The organism is Elongatibacter sediminis, from assembly GCF_037892215.1.
Lineage (GTDB): Bacteria > Pseudomonadota > Gammaproteobacteria > Xanthomonadales > SZUA-36 > Elongatibacter > Elongatibacter sediminis.
In genome coordinates this window covers 49565-67118 of sequence record NZ_JAZHOG010000005.1, presented here as the reverse complement: position 1 = coordinate 67118, position 17554 = coordinate 49565, and the positions used below count along the sequence as shown (strand labels likewise).

The 17554-nt window shown below is 59.3% G+C and carries 14 protein-coding genes; 4 read left to right on the top strand and 10 right to left on the bottom strand.

From position 1 onward, the window contains the following. The first annotated feature begins 99 nt into the window (after positions 1 to 99). Both V3330_RS08790 and V3330_RS08785 read left to right on the top strand, forming a co-directional pair. Positions 100 to 2457, top strand: a complete 2358-nt coding sequence (locus tag V3330_RS08790) for a TonB-dependent receptor (protein ID WP_354695038.1) — start codon at positions 100 to 102, stop codon at positions 2455 to 2457. Between the two features lie 151 nt (positions 2458 to 2608). Then, the gene (locus V3330_RS08785; protein ID WP_354695037.1) at positions 2609 to 3943 is read left to right on the top strand and encodes a spinster family MFS transporter; all 1335 of its coding nucleotides are present in this window, start codon (positions 2609 to 2611) and stop codon (positions 3941 to 3943) included. A gap of 64 nt (positions 3944 to 4007) precedes the next feature. On the opposite strand, the gene V3330_RS08780 is transcribed toward V3330_RS08785, so the two are convergent. From V3330_RS08780 to ada, 8 genes are all read right to left on the bottom strand, one after another. Next, positions 4008 to 4505 carry an aromatic-ring-hydroxylating dioxygenase subunit beta gene (locus V3330_RS08780; RefSeq protein WP_354695036.1) on the bottom strand — a complete coding sequence of 166 codons (498 nt, stop codon included), beginning with the start codon at positions 4503 to 4505 and terminating at the stop codon, positions 4008 to 4010. Between the two features lie 4 nt (positions 4506 to 4509). After that, the gene (locus tag V3330_RS08775; RefSeq protein WP_354695035.1) at positions 4510 to 5814 is read right to left on the bottom strand and encodes an aromatic ring-hydroxylating dioxygenase subunit alpha; all 1305 of its coding nucleotides are present in this window, start codon (positions 5812 to 5814) and stop codon (positions 4510 to 4512) included. A gap of 79 nt (positions 5815 to 5893) precedes the next feature. Further along, positions 5894 to 6625, bottom strand: coding sequence for an SDR family NAD(P)-dependent oxidoreductase (locus tag V3330_RS08770; RefSeq protein ID WP_354695034.1), 732 nt, complete (start codon positions 6623 to 6625; stop codon positions 5894 to 5896). Then, complete coding sequence (locus V3330_RS08765; RefSeq protein WP_354695033.1) at positions 6622 to 7821, bottom strand: OB-fold domain-containing protein; 1200 nt, start codon at positions 7819 to 7821, stop codon at positions 6622 to 6624. The genes V3330_RS08770 and V3330_RS08765 overlap by 4 nt, the downstream gene beginning before the upstream one ends. Before the next feature lie 8 nt (positions 7822 to 7829). After that, complete coding sequence (locus V3330_RS08760) at positions 7830 to 8897, bottom strand: thiolase family protein (RefSeq protein WP_354695032.1); 1068 nt, start codon at positions 8895 to 8897, stop codon at positions 7830 to 7832. Positions 8898 to 9013: 116 nt separating this feature from the next. Next, a complete protein-coding gene (locus V3330_RS08755; RefSeq protein WP_354695031.1) occupies positions 9014 to 10633 on the bottom strand; it encodes an AMP-binding protein in 1620 nt (539 codons plus the stop codon). Positions 10634 to 10678: 45 nt separating this feature from the next. Further along, complete coding sequence (locus tag V3330_RS08750; RefSeq protein WP_354695030.1) at positions 10679 to 11260, bottom strand: TetR/AcrR family transcriptional regulator; 582 nt, start codon at positions 11258 to 11260, stop codon at positions 10679 to 10681. Positions 11261 to 11540: 280 nt separating this feature from the next. Next, the gene (gene ada, locus V3330_RS08745) at positions 11541 to 12641 is read right to left on the bottom strand and encodes a bifunctional DNA-binding transcriptional regulator/O6-methylguanine-DNA methyltransferase Ada (protein ID WP_354695029.1); all 1101 of its coding nucleotides are present in this window, start codon (positions 12639 to 12641) and stop codon (positions 11541 to 11543) included. Positions 12642 to 12836: 195 nt separating this feature from the next. Here ada and V3330_RS08740 point away from each other — a divergent pair, with 195 nt between their 5' ends. Next, positions 12837 to 13316 carry a hypothetical protein gene (locus tag V3330_RS08740; protein ID WP_354695028.1) on the top strand — a complete coding sequence of 160 codons (480 nt, stop codon included), beginning with the start codon at positions 12837 to 12839 and terminating at the stop codon, positions 13314 to 13316. A 66-nt stretch (positions 13317 to 13382) separates the two neighbouring features. On the opposite strand, the gene V3330_RS08735 is transcribed toward V3330_RS08740, so the two are convergent. Beyond that, positions 13383 to 13775: a DUF6152 family protein gene (locus tag V3330_RS08735; protein WP_354695027.1), complete on the bottom strand. Its 393-nt coding sequence runs from the start codon at positions 13773 to 13775 to the stop codon at positions 13383 to 13385. Then, the gene (locus V3330_RS08730) at positions 13772 to 14686 is read right to left on the bottom strand and encodes a hypothetical protein (protein WP_354695026.1); all 915 of its coding nucleotides are present in this window, start codon (positions 14684 to 14686) and stop codon (positions 13772 to 13774) included. Before V3330_RS08730 ends, V3330_RS08735 begins: the two co-directional genes overlap by 4 nt. Positions 14687 to 15093: 407 nt before the next feature. On the opposite strand from V3330_RS08730, the gene V3330_RS08725 reads away from it, so the two are divergent. Continuing rightward, entirely contained in the window at positions 15094 to 17511 is a 2418-nt protein-coding gene (locus V3330_RS08725; protein WP_354695025.1) for a TonB-dependent receptor, read from the top strand. Positions 17512 to 17554: the final 43 nt, after the last annotated feature.

Sequence of the window (17554 nt, the reverse complement as noted above, 5' to 3'; positions counted from 1 at the left end):
AAATAAATGGTGTTTTCAACAGATGTCTATGGGTAATCCGGCCCCGGAGGGTGCAAGCCGGACAGGTACGTGTCATCGGAATTCAATGAGGACTGGAAAATGAAAAAACTGCTTCAAGTCTCTTCGTTACTTGTGTGGGGTATGGCGGCAGGTGTTCCTTCACTGCAAGCACAGGACGACGGTTTTGTGTTGGAGGAAGTCATAGTGACGGCGAGAAAGCGGGAGGAGAACCTGCAATCGACGCCCCTGGCCATTTCGGCATTCACCGAAAAGGAACTGGAGTACCGTCAGATCGAATCCACCGACCGCCTTGGTGACATCACGCCGAATCTCACATTCGATTCGGTTTCTCCGTCTTCGGCGTCGAGCTCGGCGGCCCAAATATTCATTCGCGGTATCGGGCAGGTCGACTTCACTCCGGTAACCGACCCGGGTGTTGGTTTGTATATCGACGGCATCTACATGGCCCGTTCGGTCGGAAACGTGCTCGATTTCCTGGACGTGGAACGGATTGAAGTGCTGCGAGGACCGCAGGGGACGCTGTTTGGCCGCAATACGATCGGCGGGGCGGTGGCGGTTTATTCGAAACGCCCAGACGAAACACCCAGCGCGAGTGTGAAAGTGCAAGTGGGCGATGACGACATGTTCTATGTCACGGCGAAAGCCAATCTACCGGTATCGGACAATGTGCTGACCAACCTTGCGGTGGCAACACGTAATCGCGACGGCTATGTAACTCGAGTACATGACGGGATTGACCTTGGAGACGACGACAGTCAATCGGTCCGGGGGTCGGTTCTGTGGACGCCGCGCGAAGACCTGGAGGTGTATTTTACGTTCGATGGCACAAGGATACGCGAGAACGGCGCCCCGTCGGTCTCCGGTGGTGTCAATGACAAGGGAGCTTTCGCCACCTTCGGAAATGGTCTGCTCGACAGTTGTTCAGCCGTCAATATCAATCCGGACTTCGGAGTGGGAGGTCCGCCATCCTTCCCGCCTCCGGGAGTGGGTGCGGGCGGTGCGCCTGGCTGCTACGGGCCGGATTCGTTCATCGGGCCCTTCTCGTCGGAAGGCACCTTTCCGGTCAAGTCCGACCTGGATAACTGGGGCGCCAGCGCGGAACTCGTCTGGAATGTTGGTGACAACCTGACGGTAAAGTCGATTACCGGCTATCGCGAACTCGAAATGGAGTCCGCGCGGGATGGCGACAATACACCGGCCAATATTTTCGCGACCCAGGACTTTTACGATCATCAACAATTTACGCAGGAACTGCAATTTTCCAGCACCTTGCTGAATGACCGGATGAGGTGGATCCTCGGTTTGTACTACTTTACCGAGGATGGTTTCGATCACAATCCGGCGACGATGCCCGTTGGAAGCGTATTCAGTGGCGGTCTGTATGACAACGAGTCCAAGGCTGCATTCTTCCAGTCAACGCTGAATCTGACTGATCAGTGGGGGTTGACATTCGGGATTCGCCACACCGAGGACACGAAACGATTCACTCCCGACCAGATTGCCCTGGGTGACGCTTCGGCCACCGGGATATTCGACGCAACGTGGCCAAACTTTGCCGGTTTTTACCTGCCGTCCGCAGGGGCCCCGATTCCGGCCGGTGGACGCATGACTCCCTTTCAGGAATATACCGAGAAATTCGACGACACCAATATCATGTTGAATCTCGCCTACCAGGCAACCGACGAAGTGATGGCCTATGTTTCCTATTCCGAGGGATTCAAGAGCGGTGGATTTGATCAACGATTCACGGCTTTCACTCCCGAACCCAGCAGCTACGACCCGGAGTTCGCGGATACCTATGAAGTGGGCCTGAAAGCAGACCTGTTCAATAATCGATTGCGGCTGAACCTCGCTCTCTTCCACACGGATTATGAGGACCTGCAAATCATCATTCGTGAGTCATTCAACCCGATTACGTTCAACGGCGGTAAAGCTACGATCAAGGGTGGTGAGCTCGAACTGACCTGGGTCCCGACCGACCGATGGCATGTAACGGCTGCGGTGGGTTACCTGGATGCGGGTTACGATGAGCTCGATCCGAGTGTGACCGAAGAAAGCAACGCCACACCGATTTTCATCACCAACTCGCTGGTCAATACGCCAGAGTGGAGTGCGGCGGCAGGTGTGGCCTATACGCTGGACATCGGCAATTGGGCAACATTAACGCCGCGTGTGGACTGGTCGTATCACGGAGACCAGCACAACGATGCCATTAATTCGCCGCAACTGTTCCAGGACGACTACACGCTCCTTAATGCGGCCATTACCCTGCAGACCCTCGACGGCAAGTGGGAAGGGACGCTGGCGTTTCGGAATATCACCGACGAGGTTTACCTGATCACCGGGACATCCGGATTCGCAACCGCTTCTTCGTATGTGGAGCAGATTTACGGGCGGCCTTCCGAGTGGTTTTTGTCCGCTCAATACAACTTCTGAGCAAGCATTGCTGACGTATTTCTGATCGTGATTCATGCGTGGCGCCAGGCCGGCCCTGCGATTTGCCGCAGGGCCGGCCTGGCGCCTTGGGTGGTCGATGCCCCAGTCGCATGTCTCGCGGTGGATCCTGGCCGTAAGAAGGAACCTTGGCATGACTCGCTCCACTGCTGTCCGGACTCCCGAAGTTTCGCTGTACTCCTGGTACATGGTATTTCTTTGCACGGTCGCCTATGTATTCTCTTTTGTCGACCGACAGGTGCTCGCGTTGCTCGTGGGGCCGATCCGTGCCGACCTGCAACTGAGTGACACGCAATTCAGCTTGCTTCATGGCCTGGCGTTTGCCATTTTCTACGCCATCATGGGATTACCCATCGCGCGCCTGGCGGATACCCGCTCCCGGCCCCGGATTATTGCCGCGGGGATAGTCGTCTGGAGCATTGCCACAAGCCTGTGTGGTGTCGCCAGGAACTTCTGGCAGCTGTTTTTCGCGCGCATGGCCGTCGGTGCCGGGGAAGCTGCACTCTCCCCGGCAGCGTACTCGATGATCACCGATTCGTTTCCGCGGTCTCAACTCGGATTTGCGCTGGGTATCTATTCGCTGGGAACCTTCATCGGGTCCGGTCTTGCGTATCTCATTGGCGGTGCGGCTATTGAATGGGTTAGTCACATTGGTCCCATTGAGCTGCCTCTGGTCGGGGCGGTCAAGCCGTGGCAACTGACTTTTTTTGTCGTCGGGATTCCGGGCGTGATCATTGCCGCACTGTTTGTGCTGACGGTTCGCGATCCGGACCGGATGGGTCTTGCCGCCAACGATCGAGATGGGTTTCGGATCAGCCAGGTCCTGGGATACATTCGGGAGCACCGTGCGGCTTTCTTCACCCACTACGTGGGATTCGGGTTTCTGTCCCTGGCGCTTTTTGCATTGCTTTCCTGGTCACCGGCATTTTTGATCCGGTCTTTCGGCCTGGGGCCGAAAGAGGTTGGCGTCCACCTGGGGCTGGTGGTGCTGATCGCGAATACGGCGGGCACCTTGTCCAGCGGTTGGCTCATGGACCGTCTGACCCGTCTTGGGTATGAGGACGCGGCCCTGCGTTCCGGTGTCATTGGCGGACTTGGCCTGATCGTGCCGGTTTCGACGTTTGCGTTGTTCGAAGGCCTGGGCGGTGCTGTTTCCATGCTGGCCCTGGCAATGTATTTCGCAAGTTTTCCGGTGGCGAGTTCGGCCGCTGCCCTTCAATGCATGGCGCCCAATCGAATGCGGGCACAGGTGACCGCCTTGTTCTTCCTGTTCATGAATCTGATGGGGATAACGGGCGGTGCGACCCTGGTGGCCCTGTGCACGGATTACATCTTTCAAGACGATGGTTCGGTGGGTTTCTCGATTTCGATCATCGCTGCCGTGGCCAGTATTCTTGGGGTGGCATGTCTGTGCTGGGGTTTGAGGTACTTCCGGAACACGGTCCGGGAGCAGGCTGAAGTTCAGTGAACAAATCGTAGATCACAAGACCCGTCATTGTGTGGATCGGTGACTTTCGATCTGCTGGTTTCGCCTACAAATACAGGATCATCGAATCCTGAACGGCATCGCAATTGATCAGATCCACCCGTTTGTGTTGAATTCGGAAATCACCCGATACGTCGACCAGTTCATGACGATAGGTCCCCGCGTAGAGGGTCTGCTTGTCCCAGTACCAATAGGCGCAATGAAAATTCGAAGTGACCACGTAGCGCTTCGATGCGGGGTCCTGCTCAACGATGCGGATTCCTGAAATCAGATGCGAGGCTCGAACCTTGTAGTCCTTGGAAGCCGCGCGTGGGTGCACGAAATTGCGCCGGCGAATCTCCATCATGACCCGGTCATCGTAAAAGTGGGAGATATGGTTGAGCGGGTCGATCTGGTCTTCCGTGGCCGGCATCCAGTACGTTCCGTCTTCGGTATACAGTTCTATCCAGGCATCCAGATCCGGCCGGTCGAGGTAGGAAGCCTCGCGATAGAGGAATTCCCTGATCCGGGTCAATTGGGCCTCATCCACGATTGTCGCTGTCATTGGGTCATGTCTCTCCAAGCATGTATCGGCGCCACGCTCTGTACTGGGTCCGGATGTCCAGGTCGCTGGTGCACCGGTTGACGAGATGATCGCCGACAGTCTCGTCTCGGCCGTAATCGCGGTGCATTTCCACCCACTGATTGGCATTCGATTCCAGCCCTTCCTGCATGCGGCGGTAGGCCACAAGGTCATCCGGACCTACCATGGAGCCGCTGGAGTTGATCAGTCGTGAGTAGAGAATGGTTCGCTGGAGCAGTGAGTCTGGCGCACCTTTAAGGCGGAATGACCAAGTTTCAATGATGCAATGATCGGCTGCGACAGGTCTGACCACTCGAATATTCTGAATCGAGGACTTGATGGTCAGCGATGGGTAGTAAAGCGTGTTGTGTGAATTGAAAGTCAGGATTTCACGCGTCCTCTCCGGGCCGTAGGCTTCCAGCATCACGGTTTCGTAGTCGGGATCCACACTGTACTTCGCATGGATGGTGTTCTGACCCCGGTTGTAGTGATGGCCGTACGGAAAGGCCAGAATATCCACTTCGGAAAAGGTTTTGTAAGATGATCCGAAGGGTGGAATGATTTCAGCTTCGGCGCGAGAAGGAGAGTCCTCGGGCAGGGTCCTGATGTACTCGTTGGCGGCGTCGACCACCGAACGGTGTACGACCATGGGATGCATCGCGTCGTTCAGGTTCTCGTTGAACATCTTCCAATTGCACTGGTGATCGTAGCGGATGACACCGCCCGCAACCTCCACCTCGCCCTCGGGGGAGCGGTCGCAGAGATTGTCCAATACCGTGCGTGCCCCACCCAGCCATGTTGTCAGTTCCGGCGCATGCCGATCCCGTGATGCGAACACGAATCCCCGGTAACTCTGGTGCTTTTCCAGTTTCTGCATCGAATACTGGGGGTCATTCTTGTCAAAACCGGTATTCTCGTACCCTTTCAGATGTGGCACTCCGACCAGTCGGCCATCGAGTTTGTAGCTCCAGCCGTGATAACAGCATACGAATCCCCCGCCGGTATTGCCGCAGGAATTATCAACCAGTTTTGCTCCCTTGTGGCCGCACCGGTTATAGAGTACGTGGACGCCGCCGGACCGGTCACGAACCATTACGATCGGGATCTTGCCTATTTGCAAGGTGATGTAGTCTCCCGGTCCCGGGATCTGGCTTTCGTGCCCCACATAGATCCAGGCTTTGCCCCAGATTCGTTCCATCTCGAGGTCGAATACCGCCGGGTCGGTGTAGACCCGGCGGTGTACCCGCCTGGGTTCCACTAATGCAGAGAGTTCCGGATTCGACAGGCTCATGATTCATTCCTCAATGTCGGGTGCACGGGTCGGGCCACATGTGCGTGAGGTCGATCCGCTTGCGGCCCAAACGGCATCCTCACAGGGTCAGGGATCCCACGCTGGTCCCCCCGCAGACAAACAGTGCCTGCCCCGTGATGAAACTGCTTTCCGGCGAGGCGAGAAAGTGAGCGGCCGCTGCCACGTCTTCTGGCCGGCCCAGACGCCGTACGGGTATCGAGGCCGCGAGCCGCTGTGCTTTCTCACTGTTCTCCGGAATGTGCTCGGTCAGCATGTCGGTAATGATGGGCCCGGGGGCGATTAGGTTGGCCGTGATTCCCAACGGGCCAAGTTCCAGTGCCCACGTGCGCACCAGGCCCAGCTGTCCTGCTTTGGTCGCCGAGTATCCGGTTCGTGTTTCCAGGCCGACCATTGCCCGCGACCCGATGATGATGATGCGTCCGAATCCCGCGGATTTCATCGCCGGAACAGCTCCCTGGACCAGGATGATGGCGGCATTCACATGTAGCCGATGGAGGTAGTCCACATCGGAGATTTCAACATCCTCGATGAGGTTCGGCCGCATCACACCGGCGTTATGTATCACGGTCGTGATGGTGTGTTGTGCGGCCAGTTCCGATACGGCCTCCCGTGTCTGTTCGGTATCCGTTAAATCAACCGGCCTGTCGATCAAGCGATCGTGCTCCAGATTTGAAGACTGGTGCGACAGGTTTAGAACGGTGTAATCCGCCTGAAGAAACCGGCGGCAAATGCTCAGTCCGATTCCCGTGCTGCCGCCGGTAACGAGTGCAACCTTCCTGTCAGTGCTCATGTACGGATATCCTCTCGCTCGATAGCCAGGGGGTCTTCCCTGTATCGGCTCAGCGTTTCTTCTGCGTATACCCCGGCCGTGGCAAGTTCGAGGCCCTGCTGCAGTGCGTGCAGGATGGTCGACGCCACGCGGCCGGGTGTGACCCCTGGCGGATCTGGCTTGCGCCCAACATCTTCGTCAAGCGGCCCGTACAGCACGTCGATCACCTTGACCCCGGTGCCGGCGAATTCGGCGCGCAATGCGCGGCTGAGCGCCCAGGCGGCGGAATGGCTGACCGCGGATGTGCCGAAACCCGAGTTTGCGGCCAGGGCATGAGCGGAAATCAAATTGATCCAGGCGCGTGCGGGGGCCGACACGTGGTTAGGACGGTCTCTGAGCAGTGGGCCGAACGTTTTGGCAAGGCGCAGAAAGGTCAGGAGATTTGCGGCGAGTTCTTCCTGGGCGGCGGAGATATCCGGGCGATTCGGGGGCGAGTCTCCGATAATGTCTCCGGGCTGCAACAAGCTCACCCGGTGAATTACGATGTCGACGTTGTGTCCAATTTTCGTTGCCAGGGCATGCACCGACCCGTCGTCCATCAGGTCCAGTGGCGCCGGCTGCATTCCATTGGCGCGATTCAGAAGTCCACCGCCGTGAATTCGTTTGACGCCGGCCTTGACCAGGGCATCGGCAATGGCGGATCCCAGTTCGCCGCGGGCGTCACTGATGAGTACCGTGCGGCCTTTGGGATCACAGGTCAGTGAGCGCAATTGACGATCCTGTATCAAGGCGTCAGGAGTCGCGGAACTCTCATTGCGGGGGCTGGCATTGACAGGCAAGGCCGCCAATACTCCCTGCCCTGAGATATCCGTGCGGGCAATAACCTGAACGCGTTCGTGCACCCTTGTTTCTTTGTGCAGGTGTGCGAGGACCGTTGGACCCGTGTCCAACTGCACCGTACCCACTCGCCACGGAAGGCCGGTTGCAAAGTAGTCATTGATGCTGCCGTACATGGTTGAATCACTCAACAAGGTGCCAAGGCCAGGGACGTCGACCCACCGGAGTTCCGCCGACCAACAATCGGGACAGATCTCGCGGGCCGGGTAGCAGAAGTTCTTGCAGCGGTCGCACATTTGAAGCTGGAAACGCCCCTGGGCGGCGGATGCGGAGAGTACGCAGGCGGCCCGGCTTCGGGTGGAAGACGGGGAGTTAATCATGGCAGCGCTCATGCCTGACCCTTGCTGAGTAATGCAGCGGCCGAGCACAGGCCGCGGTCGAAGATGATCATTCCGAAACCGGTTACTGCTGCAATCTGCGCTTCGGGCACTGCGTTGGTCGCCGCTTTCCCCGTCAGTTGTCGCACGGCTTCAACCAGGCCGAGAAAACCACCGGCCGCTCCTGCCTGGCCGATGGACAGCTGTCCCCCGGATGTGTTGTGAGGGAAACTGCCGTCGAACGTGAACGTGTGTTTGCGAATAAAGCCGGCGATGTCGCCATCGGGACAGAATCCAAGGTTCTGGATCTGCATGGCGCTGATGGCCGGGTAGTCATCGTAGGTTTGCAGCATGTCGACCTGGTCGGGTGTCGTGCCGGCCAGTTCCCAGAATTCATCGGCGTCCTGCGCCCACCCGCTGCGATATTGAATCGGGTCGTCCGGAAAAGCGTTGTGACGTTCCAGGGTTGACAGGATTCGTACAAATGGCAGCTCCCGGTCGATTGCCATTTGCTCCTTCATGACCAGGAAACCTTCGGCCCCCGCGCACGGCATCACGCAGTCGAACAAGGCCACCGGGTCGGCGACCATTCGGGCTTGGAGGTATTGCTCCAGGGTCGACGGTTTATCCACCAGTGCGTAGGGCACATGCGTGGCGTTTTCCCGCTGCGCCAGCCGGAGTTTGCCGAAATCCTCGCGCTCTACTCCGAAACGCCGCATGTACTCTCGCGTAATCAGGGCGAAACTGACGTTGGGCCCGCCCGCTCCGTAGGGCAGGGACGCGTCCTGAGCGCTGCGGCTGAACCGGGACATCAGCTTGCGAAATGTATCCGGTTGGCTGGTATCACCCGCGACGCATGCAATCACCGAGGCGTCACCGCTCTGTACGGCGCGCGCGGCCCGGCGCAGTGCAATTACCCCGGAAGCGCCACCCACCGGCAGGTCATCCAGCCATCGTGTCGTCATTCCGAAGTGTTGCGTGAGGCCTACTCCGGAATCCGGGCTGAGCGTGAAGGAAGACACACACAATCCGTCGATCTCTTTCGAATCCAGATCGGAATCCTTCGCCAGCTCAGCCAATGCACGCCCAATCCACCAATGTGCGGGCCGAGTCGAGTAACGCTGATAGGGGATGCTCACGGGGCAAGCGATCACCACCCCGTCGTAGCCAGCGCGCCACGGGCGGGATTGGGTGCCTATGACGCACCTCGCGTTTTGAACTGTCGGAGATCAAAGGGCGTGTCTGCCAAAAGCGCCCGGTTCGCCATTTGTTTGATTTCGCCCCGATTGATTTTTTGCGACGAAGTCAGCGGCAACCTCTCGACGAACACAATGTAACCTGGAGCCTTGTAATACGTGAGGGTGCGTAGCGTCTGGTCAAACAGGTCACGCGCATCGTGGGCAGAAACCCTGGTCTCGTCGACCGGGACTACGAATGCGAAGACCTCGTCTCCCCGAATTTCGTCCGGTGCCGAAGTGACTGCGCAGTTTTCCACCGATTCAAGCTGCAAGAGTGCGGCTTCGACCTCGACCGCGGAGATGTTTTCCCCGCTTCGTCGTATGACGTTTTTGCGCCGGTCCACGAAGAACAGTGATCCGTCCGGACCCTGGCGCACGATGTCGCCCGTGTGCCACCATCCGCCGCGCCAACCGTCCCGGGTTGCTTCCGCGTCGCGGAAGTAGCCCGAGAAAAAACCCTTACGCGGTTCTTCGCCGCGCCTTCGAACCAGGAGTTCGCCGGGTTGGTTCGGCGCTACATCTTGCTCGTTCTTATCCACGATGCGGAAAGCCACGTGCGAAGGTGGACGTCCGATGCAGCGCTGCCCGACATGTCGTGGTTCATGGTTGGCGACGACGATGCCTGCGCCGCCTGTTTCCGTCATCGCCCACGCCTCGATGAGGGGAAAGCCGAACCTGCGTTCGAATAGGCCCTGATGTTTCGGGTCGCTGCCCGCACCGAATCCAAATCTGACCTGACCGCTGAAGTCATCGTCCTGACTCTCGGGAAGCTTCAGCAAAATGGCTGGCATCACGCCCAGGTAATGAATGATTGTCGCCCTCTCCTCACGAACCGTTTGCCACCAGGTCCGTGGATGAAACCGGTCTGCCTGAATCACGCAACCGCCGCACAAAAGCATCGCCATGAACGAAGTCGCCAGTGCATTCATGTGGTTCGGCGGCAGGGGGGTCAGTAATCGGTCCTCAAAACCGACCGAGCACAGTCCGCCGAGTCGGTTGTATTCCTCGCCCATCGTGACGAAATAGTCGTTCGACAGGATGCACCCTTTGGGACTTCCGGTGGTTCCAGAGGTGTACAGAAGGGCGGCCTCGGTGTTTTCGTCGCCATATCCCGGTTCGATCGGATCTGGAGCATTCGGCGTGCGCAATTCGAAGTAACGGATGCGAGGTTCTGTCTTGACCAGTTTCTGCAGGCGCTCGGAATGCTCCGGTGCACCGCTGGTCCAGCGGGATTTGCTGTGCAGAATAATGTGTCGCAATTCGGAATCGGTACTTCCCATGTTCAAGGGGACGAGGCTCGCGCCCTGTGCGTTCAACGCCAGTAGATGAAGGTAGACATCCAGCCGGCTGTCGAAGGCCAATGCCACCCTGTCGCCAGGACGGACACCCAATTCGTGGTAGGAGGCGCGCAACCGTTCGACGGTTCTTTGAGCCGAGGCATAAGTGTATTCAACGGCACAATCGCCATAGACGGCCATGGCGCTTGATGTCGAGCGCAGGAACGGACGGTCGCCCCAACGAGTGCATGCTCGCTGGAACTCACCATACACCGTGCGCTGGTGCGACGAATCAGTCATCTTCGGTATTCACGCGGTGACCAGGCCCCATGATCCGGAACGAATTTACTCAGGCAGGAGCCGGATGATGTATCCAGCGACCAGCGCCGCGGCTTCATCCGTACTGCGTGATTGGGTGAACTGCGCGAAGGCCGGATAGTTCAACATGGTCAATGCGGCATCCAGAAAATCCGGGGTGACTCTGTCTGCTTCGACCACTGCTTGCGCAAGTAACGCCCTGAGCGCGGCTTGCTGGCGCTGAAACAAGTCTGCAAGCTCTGGTACGCGTTCAACTTCAGTGTGGCCCAGCCGCAACCATGGAGCGAGATAATCCAGCTGTCGATAGACAGCTGCCGTCAGGTCCGTGAGTCGTTCCTCCGAACTTGCCTTGTCTTTCAGGACGGATGCATCCACAACCGGCGCTTTTTTTTGCACATGTTGCGTGCAACTCGTCACCAGTTCGCCCAGGTTCGGGAAATGGTTGTATACCGTTTGCGGCGAGACCCCGGCCAAATTGGCGATCATGCCGAAAGACGTTCCGGTGGCGCCGTGCTCGGCGTGCAGTTGCACCGCGGCCTTGAGAATCTTTTCGTGCATTTCCAATTCTTGTTGCGCTCGACGGTTCTTGCGGTAGGTGCGGGGGCTCATACTCTCGTATCCATAATTTAATGGATGGATAATCCATCTAAAAATCGTTGTTGTCAAGAAGGATGCATGCGAAAAAATATGCTGTTCAGCAAGCCTTGCAATGGACGGCGATTCCATGCCTGGTGCACGAGAAACGGACTTCGGATTGTCCTGGACGGGGCTTGCATCAAGGGGCCTGATCACACCGCCGAAAACCGGCGACCTTTTTCGCCACTGGTCAGAACGCCGTGTCCCGGAAGTTGAAGCCGGGGGTAACGGTTACCGGCTGGGCTCTGTTGGTTCAGCCGGAGGTCTTACGCCGACGGCGCTCCAGGTCGATCAGGCTGCGCTTGCGGTCCAGTCCCCAGCGGTAGCCACCCAGTTGCCCGTCGCCGCGCAGTACGCGGTGGCAGGGGACCAGTATTCCGACCCGGTTGGCGCCGCAGGCGGAGGCCACGGCACGCACGGCTCGCGGCTTGCCGATGCCGCGGGCGACGTCGCCGTAGCTGACCACATCGCCTTCCGTCACGCTCAGCAGGAAGCGCCAGACCTGGACCTGAAAGGCGGTCCCTCGCAGATCCAGCGGCAGATCCGGCCGGGGTCCGTGGCCGGACAGGTGATGATCGAGTGCGTCGATCCAGGCATCCAGTTCCGGTCCTTCGCTCGCGGGTGAGGCGGTGAGTTCGGCCTTCGGGAACTCGTCGTGAAGCTGCTCCAGCAAGCTGTTCTGGTCGTCGCCAAACTGGGCGAAACAAACCCCGCGGCCGGTGGCCGCCATCAGCAGCGGGCCAAGTGCGGTTTTCCGGCAGGCGTAATGGATGCGCTCGCCGTCTCCGCCCGACCGATAGACGGCTGGCGTCATGCCCAGATTGCGGGCGGGGTGACCGTAGATACGGCTGGTGGAACCGAATCCGGCCGCGAAGATCGCGCCGGTCACGTCTTCTCCGGCTTTCAGATCGGCTTTGAATCGGTCCAGGCGCACCGCATCCTGGTACTGCCGGGGTGACACACCGAACGCGGTTTTGAAGGTTTTCTGCAGACGGCCGGGAGACAGGCCGGCGACGGCGGCCAATGTCGCAAGACTCAGCCGCTCATCCGCGTGCTGCTCGATATGGCGGGCAATCCGGCTCACGCGCTCGGCTTCGTGGGTTGCACGGTCGGGCCGGCAGCGCTTGCACGGCCGGAAGCCGGCCTGCAGGGCCTCGTCGAGCGTCAGGAAAAAGCGCAGATTCTCCGGCCTGGCGCGCCGCGACGGACACACGGGCCGGCAAACCACGCCGGTTGTGACGACCCCGTAGAAGAACCGGCCGTCGTAGGCCGGGTCGCGGTCCGCGACGGCTTGCGCCATCTGCGCCTGCGAGGGAATCGTCAATTGTGTCTGTTCCGGTCTGGCGGTGTTCATCACTCACTCCCGTTGCGGTTGGGAATGGCGCTATTGGATACCGGTGCCATCCACGTGCCCATCCGGTTCCTGCCGGGGAATCTCGCATTCATGATAGCCGTCCCGGCATCGCCGGAGGGACGGACGGACGAGTGAACCCGCTGGCAGCGGCAGTGGTCCAAGTTGGAATTGAACTTGCGGGGAGTCGATGGGGTGATGGGACCAAGCCGATATTCCAGGCTGAGCGGCCTGGCCGGACTGCTGCTGCTCGGGTGCGTGGTGAGCGCGCCAGTTTGGGCTCAGACCCGGATTTCCGGGCTGGATCGCTGCCTGGGTGACGGCGCCCGGCCGTTCCATTTCGACATCACCGACCTGCAGGCGGATTTCAAGGTGATGGTCAGTGAGTATGAAGTCGAGCCCGATCTGACCATTCGCCTGGTCAGCCATCCGATGAAAGCCGACCTGGTGTTGTCTGATGGCCTTGGCGGGGCCGACGTCGCGGTGTGCCGCTCGCCGACCCGCTACCGGTCGACCACCCTGTACGTGGCCCGGTTCGTCACCCAGCCCGACATCACGATCATGCTCAACCCGCGGGCCTGGCACGCGGACTTCACTTTGTACGTGGATTCCGGGATTTACTCGGCCGAAGAGGCCGCAGCCCTGTTCGCTGCTTTCTGGCGCAAGGCGCGGGATTGAACAGGGTGAAATGATGCGGGACGAGCCCGGGAAGACTCCCGGGCTCGGCTGCTGGGTCGCAGTTCCTTACCGCTCCGCCGACCACGGATCGAATTCCTTGCCGTCTTCCAGGCGAATCGCATGGGTCCAGGCCGCCGCGGGGCGCCCATCTTTCATCGGGTGGGCGGTAATGGTGATTTTGGTACCGGGCGGAAAATCCGACTTGCGCACGCCGGACAGGCGAATCCGGCTGGGCCCTTCGGCCTCAAAGCCCCAGGTGGTGACACTGCCGTCCTCGTTGGTGACATCGACGATCAGCCAGGAGTGGGGATTGGTGTACTGAAATTCCTTGACCACTCCCGTGAAAGTCACCTCTTTGTCCTTGTCGAACATGGTGCCGGAATGGTGCGCCATGGCGGCACCGCAGGTCAGCAGGGTCACAAGGGCTCCCGCGGCTGCACGCAACATCTTTCTGTTCATTCTTCCTCTCCTGTCTGGTCGTCTTCACTGGTGAAGTCGAAGTCGATGAAGTTGGAGTTACCGTCCTCGGTCATGTACACATCGTTGTTCTGGTTGCCTTTACAGGCCCAGTGGTTGATGCGGAAAAACTTCTCGGGATCATCGATTTTGGTGTAACTCTGCTTGGTGTACCAGGGCTCGACGAGATTTGGCGGATCGAACACCCACACATCGGCTTCGATGGTGTTGTCATCTACCTTTTGCCACACCTCGACCGTTTCGACCTGTTCACTGTAACGGGGCTGGGTGCGCTCATAGTAATGAGCCATGAGCTGGTTGGTGTGAATAATTAGCTTGTCGCCGTCCCAGATGCCAATGGAATCGCCATTGTGCGTGGGGTAACGTTCTTCTTCCGGCACGTGCCCACGTCCGTCGGTATAGATACGGCGAACGCTGTTGTACGCTTCGGCGATCATGATGGTGGTGCCGGTGGTGACGTAGAAATCCCGCATGAACGGCATGTCCAGCCAGCGGGGGATGCCTGGCGAGAGGCAGGTGCTGATCGGGTCGAACTGGATGCCCTGTTTGGTTTTCTCGATGCGATCCATCATTTCCGCGTGCGCCGCCGGCGTCAGTTTGGCGGTGGGCAGCTCCCCCCGGGCCTGGTCGGGGTCAAAGTTGGTGCCGCCGCGCGTACGCCGGAAAACACCGGACCAGTCGGGCAGGGTTGCCGGTGTCAGCGGTGTGCCGCCATCGGCCTTCTTCACCAGTTCCTGGTACAAGTCCCAGGCGGTGTCGAACTGCTCGCCGTACTCGATCATCTCCTGCTTTTCTTCGGGTGTGTAGGTTTGGGCCTGCACGGCGGCCGGTACGAACGCGGCGGCCATTATCAGGGCCAGGCCTGTGCGGGAGGCGTAATGCGGTGTCATCATGGCAAGTACTCCGATTGATCACGGACAGACCGCAAATACGGTCATCGTGATAGGAATTATCCACAACCTCAAGCGCCAAAACTATCCGAGTAATGCTACGGGTTGGTGCAGTCTCAGGACAGACGGATCCGCCGGTTCTCTCCGATAGCGCCAGTCGTGCGATGTTCGGGCTGCGATCAATTCTGCGCAGTTGGGACAGACTTGTGCATTGTACGGATAGGCGCTATCGGCCAGCACGGCGCTTAATAGTACGCGTCGTCAAGGGATGTCCCGTTACACCCCCACCCAGAACCCTTCCAACCGCATGGTTGGCCGTTCTGCTGTGCATCGTAGCAGTGACGTTCGTGGTGACGAGGCACGTATAACAACTCGAAGCACGCAACTGAACACCTGTAGGAGTGAATAGCATGCTAAGAAGTAAATTCAACTGGGCGATCGCACTGGCCCTGCCGATGACCGTGCTGGGCGGGCCAGTCGAGGCCCAGCAAAGCGCCAGCGGTTCGTCGGCATTGGAAGAAATTGTCGTGACGGCCCGGCGCCGCGAGGAAAACCTGCAGGAAGTGCCGGTTTCCATTCAGGCGTTTTCGGGCAATGAGCTCGAAATGCGGGGTCTGGAACGCGTCGAAGACGTCGTCGCCGCCGCACCCAATGTGATGGTCAGTGCCAGTACCAATACCGCCTTGAGCACATTCGCCATGCGCGGCATTCCGCGTGCCGGTTTCTTCATCGACGACGTGTGGCAGCAGAGCAACGTGTCGCTGGCGCAGCAGTCCGTGCTCGAACTCGACCGTGTGGAAATCCTGCGCGGTCCGCAGGGTACGCTCTATGGCCGTGACACCACGGGTGGTGCGATCCGGCTCTACACCAAGTTGCCGAATGAGGAATTCGGTGTGCGCGCCAATGCGACCATCGGCAATTACAACCGCCGTGACCTGTCCCTGTTCGCCGATCTGCCGATTTCAGACACCCTGTTGTCCAAGATTTCGGTGAGCAGCGCGACGCGCGACGGCTACGTGGACAGTATCGTCATCGATCGCTCGTTTGGTGATCTCGACGACCAAACCATCCGTGGCGATCTGCTGTGGCGGCCCAGCGACAAATTCAGCGCCCGTCTGCAGATCGGCGACACGCAGTTCGAAGGCAGTGGCGCACAGGTGATTCGCGCCATTTATGATCCGGGCGAGCCCGGACTGGATCCGGGTTACCGCGATCCGGTGGATCCGGGCCGGACCATTTTCTGGGTGCCCAATTCCCAGTATTACGCGGTGGTGGGTGTGCCGTTCAACTGCCACACCGACTGCATGGATTATCCCGGTGGCCTGGTCGGCGACCTGGAGAATCGTTCGCCGCATGCGGGTCCGGGCATTCTGCTGGACATGCAACACGCCAACCTGGATATCAACTGGGACATCACCGACAACATCAGCATGCGGTCGCTGACCAATTACCACGATCAGTGGACCTGGGATTACAGCAACTTCGTGCCGTCCACGGTGCAATTCTTCACCCAGGGCGATATTCGTGAACGCAGCGGTTGGACCCAGGAATTCCAGTTCAGTGGCGAACACGACCGCATCAGCTGGGTGGTCGGCCTGTACGGCTGGGAAGAGAAGACCGAGCGTCACTTCATGCGCTGGGCATTGTGGGAGTTCGCGACCGGCGAGCTGGACTTCGCCGACGTGACCAACTCCGCGGCCTGTCAGTCGTGGGATCCCTCCAGCGGCCTGGCACCCTGCATCCAGGTGCCGCCGTCGCAGGATTCCCTGTTCCGCAGCCAGGAAGAGGGCTTCGCGATCTTCGGTGAAGTGACCTTCGATGTGACCGATCAATTCTCGGTGACCGTGGGTGCGCGCTACCACGACCAGGAGAACCGTGAATGGAACGGCACATTCGGCGCCAACACGGCGCGCCGCCCGGACGTTCCGGGAACCCTGCCCGGCGGTGATGCGCTGGGGGACATTACCTGGATCAATCCGTTGGAGAACGACTTCAACCAGGATACCTATCGCCTGGCGGCCAGTTACGACTGGACCGACAGCGTGATGACCTATTTCGGTTTCTCACAGGGCTACAACGCCGGTGGTGTGTCGCGAATCCAGATTTTCGATCTGGACAACAACGCCATCGCTTTCGACTTCCCGTACGAGCCCGAGCAGATCGACAACTACGAGCTCGGACTTCGTTCGGACTGGCTGGACGGCAGCCTGCGGTTCAATGCCACCCTGTTCTTCACCGAGTGGGATCAGATTCAGATCCAGGGTACGGTCACCAACCCGTTCACCGGCGTGGTGCTGCCCACCTTCCTGACCTCGAATGCGGCGACGGCCGAAGCCAAAGGCGCGGAAATCGAGGTCACCTGGGTGCCGAACGACAACTGGCAGTTCGACCTCGACCTGGGCTTCCTGGATACCGAGTACACGGACATCGCGGAAGGCTCCGAGCTGTCGCTGGACGCGCAATTCGGCATGGCGCCCGAGGTGCAGTACTCGTTGGGCGGGCAATACAACGGCGTGCTCGGCGAGCGCACCGATTACTCCCTGCGTCTGGACTACATGTGGACCGACGGTTACAACCGCACCTACATTCCGGGTGACTGGAGCACCCGTTACACGGGCGGCAAGTACGAGCAGCCCTCGTTCGGTCTGCTCAATGCCCGGCTTACCTTCTATCCCGCGGACAACTGGGAAGTGGCGGTGTTCGGCACCAATCTCACCGACGAGCGTTACGTGGACGGCGGCTTCATGAGTCCGCTGCTGCAGGTCGACGACGCCACCGTCGGGCGCCCGCGTGAGTACGGCGTGACCGTCCGGTTCGAGTGGCAGTAAGGCCAGGCATCAAGACCCGCGGCTGACTCCCTTGTCAGCCGCG

Excerpts from the sequence above, each read along its gene's own strand:
- V3330_RS08765 (WP_354695033.1), bottom strand. The coding sequence starts at position 7,821 with ATGATTAACTCCCCGTCTTCCACCCGAAGCCGGGCCGCCTGCGTACTC.
- V3330_RS08730 (WP_354695026.1), bottom strand. The coding sequence starts at position 14,686 with ATGATGACACCGCATTACGCCTCCCGCACAGGCCTGGCCCTGATAATG.
- V3330_RS08725 (WP_354695025.1), top strand. The coding sequence starts at position 15,094 with ATGCTAAGAAGTAAATTCAACTGGGCGATCGCACTGGCCCTGCCGATG.
- V3330_RS08735 (WP_354695027.1), bottom strand. The coding sequence starts at position 13,775 with ATGAACAGAAAGATGTTGCGTGCAGCCGCGGGAGCCCTTGTGACCCTG.
- V3330_RS08790 (WP_354695038.1), top strand. The coding sequence starts at position 100 with ATGAAAAAACTGCTTCAAGTCTCTTCGTTACTTGTGTGGGGTATGGCG.
- V3330_RS08785 (WP_354695037.1), top strand. The coding sequence starts at position 2,609 with ATGACTCGCTCCACTGCTGTCCGGACTCCCGAAGTTTCGCTGTACTCC.
- V3330_RS08750 (WP_354695030.1), bottom strand. The coding sequence starts at position 11,260 with ATGAGCCCCCGCACCTACCGCAAGAACCGTCGAGCGCAACAAGAATTG.
- V3330_RS08755 (WP_354695031.1), bottom strand. The coding sequence starts at position 10,633 with ATGACTGATTCGTCGCACCAGCGCACGGTGTATGGTGAGTTCCAGCGA.
- V3330_RS08780 (WP_354695036.1), bottom strand. The coding sequence starts at position 4,505 with ATGACAGCGACAATCGTGGATGAGGCCCAATTGACCCGGATCAGGGAA.
- V3330_RS08775 (WP_354695035.1), bottom strand. The coding sequence starts at position 5,814 with ATGAGCCTGTCGAATCCGGAACTCTCTGCATTAGTGGAACCCAGGCGG.
- V3330_RS08770 (WP_354695034.1), bottom strand. The coding sequence starts at position 6,625 with ATGAGCACTGACAGGAAGGTTGCACTCGTTACCGGCGGCAGCACGGGA.
- ada (WP_354695029.1), bottom strand. The coding sequence starts at position 12,641 with ATGAACACCGCCAGACCGGAACAGACACAATTGACGATTCCCTCGCAG.
- V3330_RS08740 (WP_354695028.1), top strand. The coding sequence starts at position 12,837 with ATGGGACCAAGCCGATATTCCAGGCTGAGCGGCCTGGCCGGACTGCTG.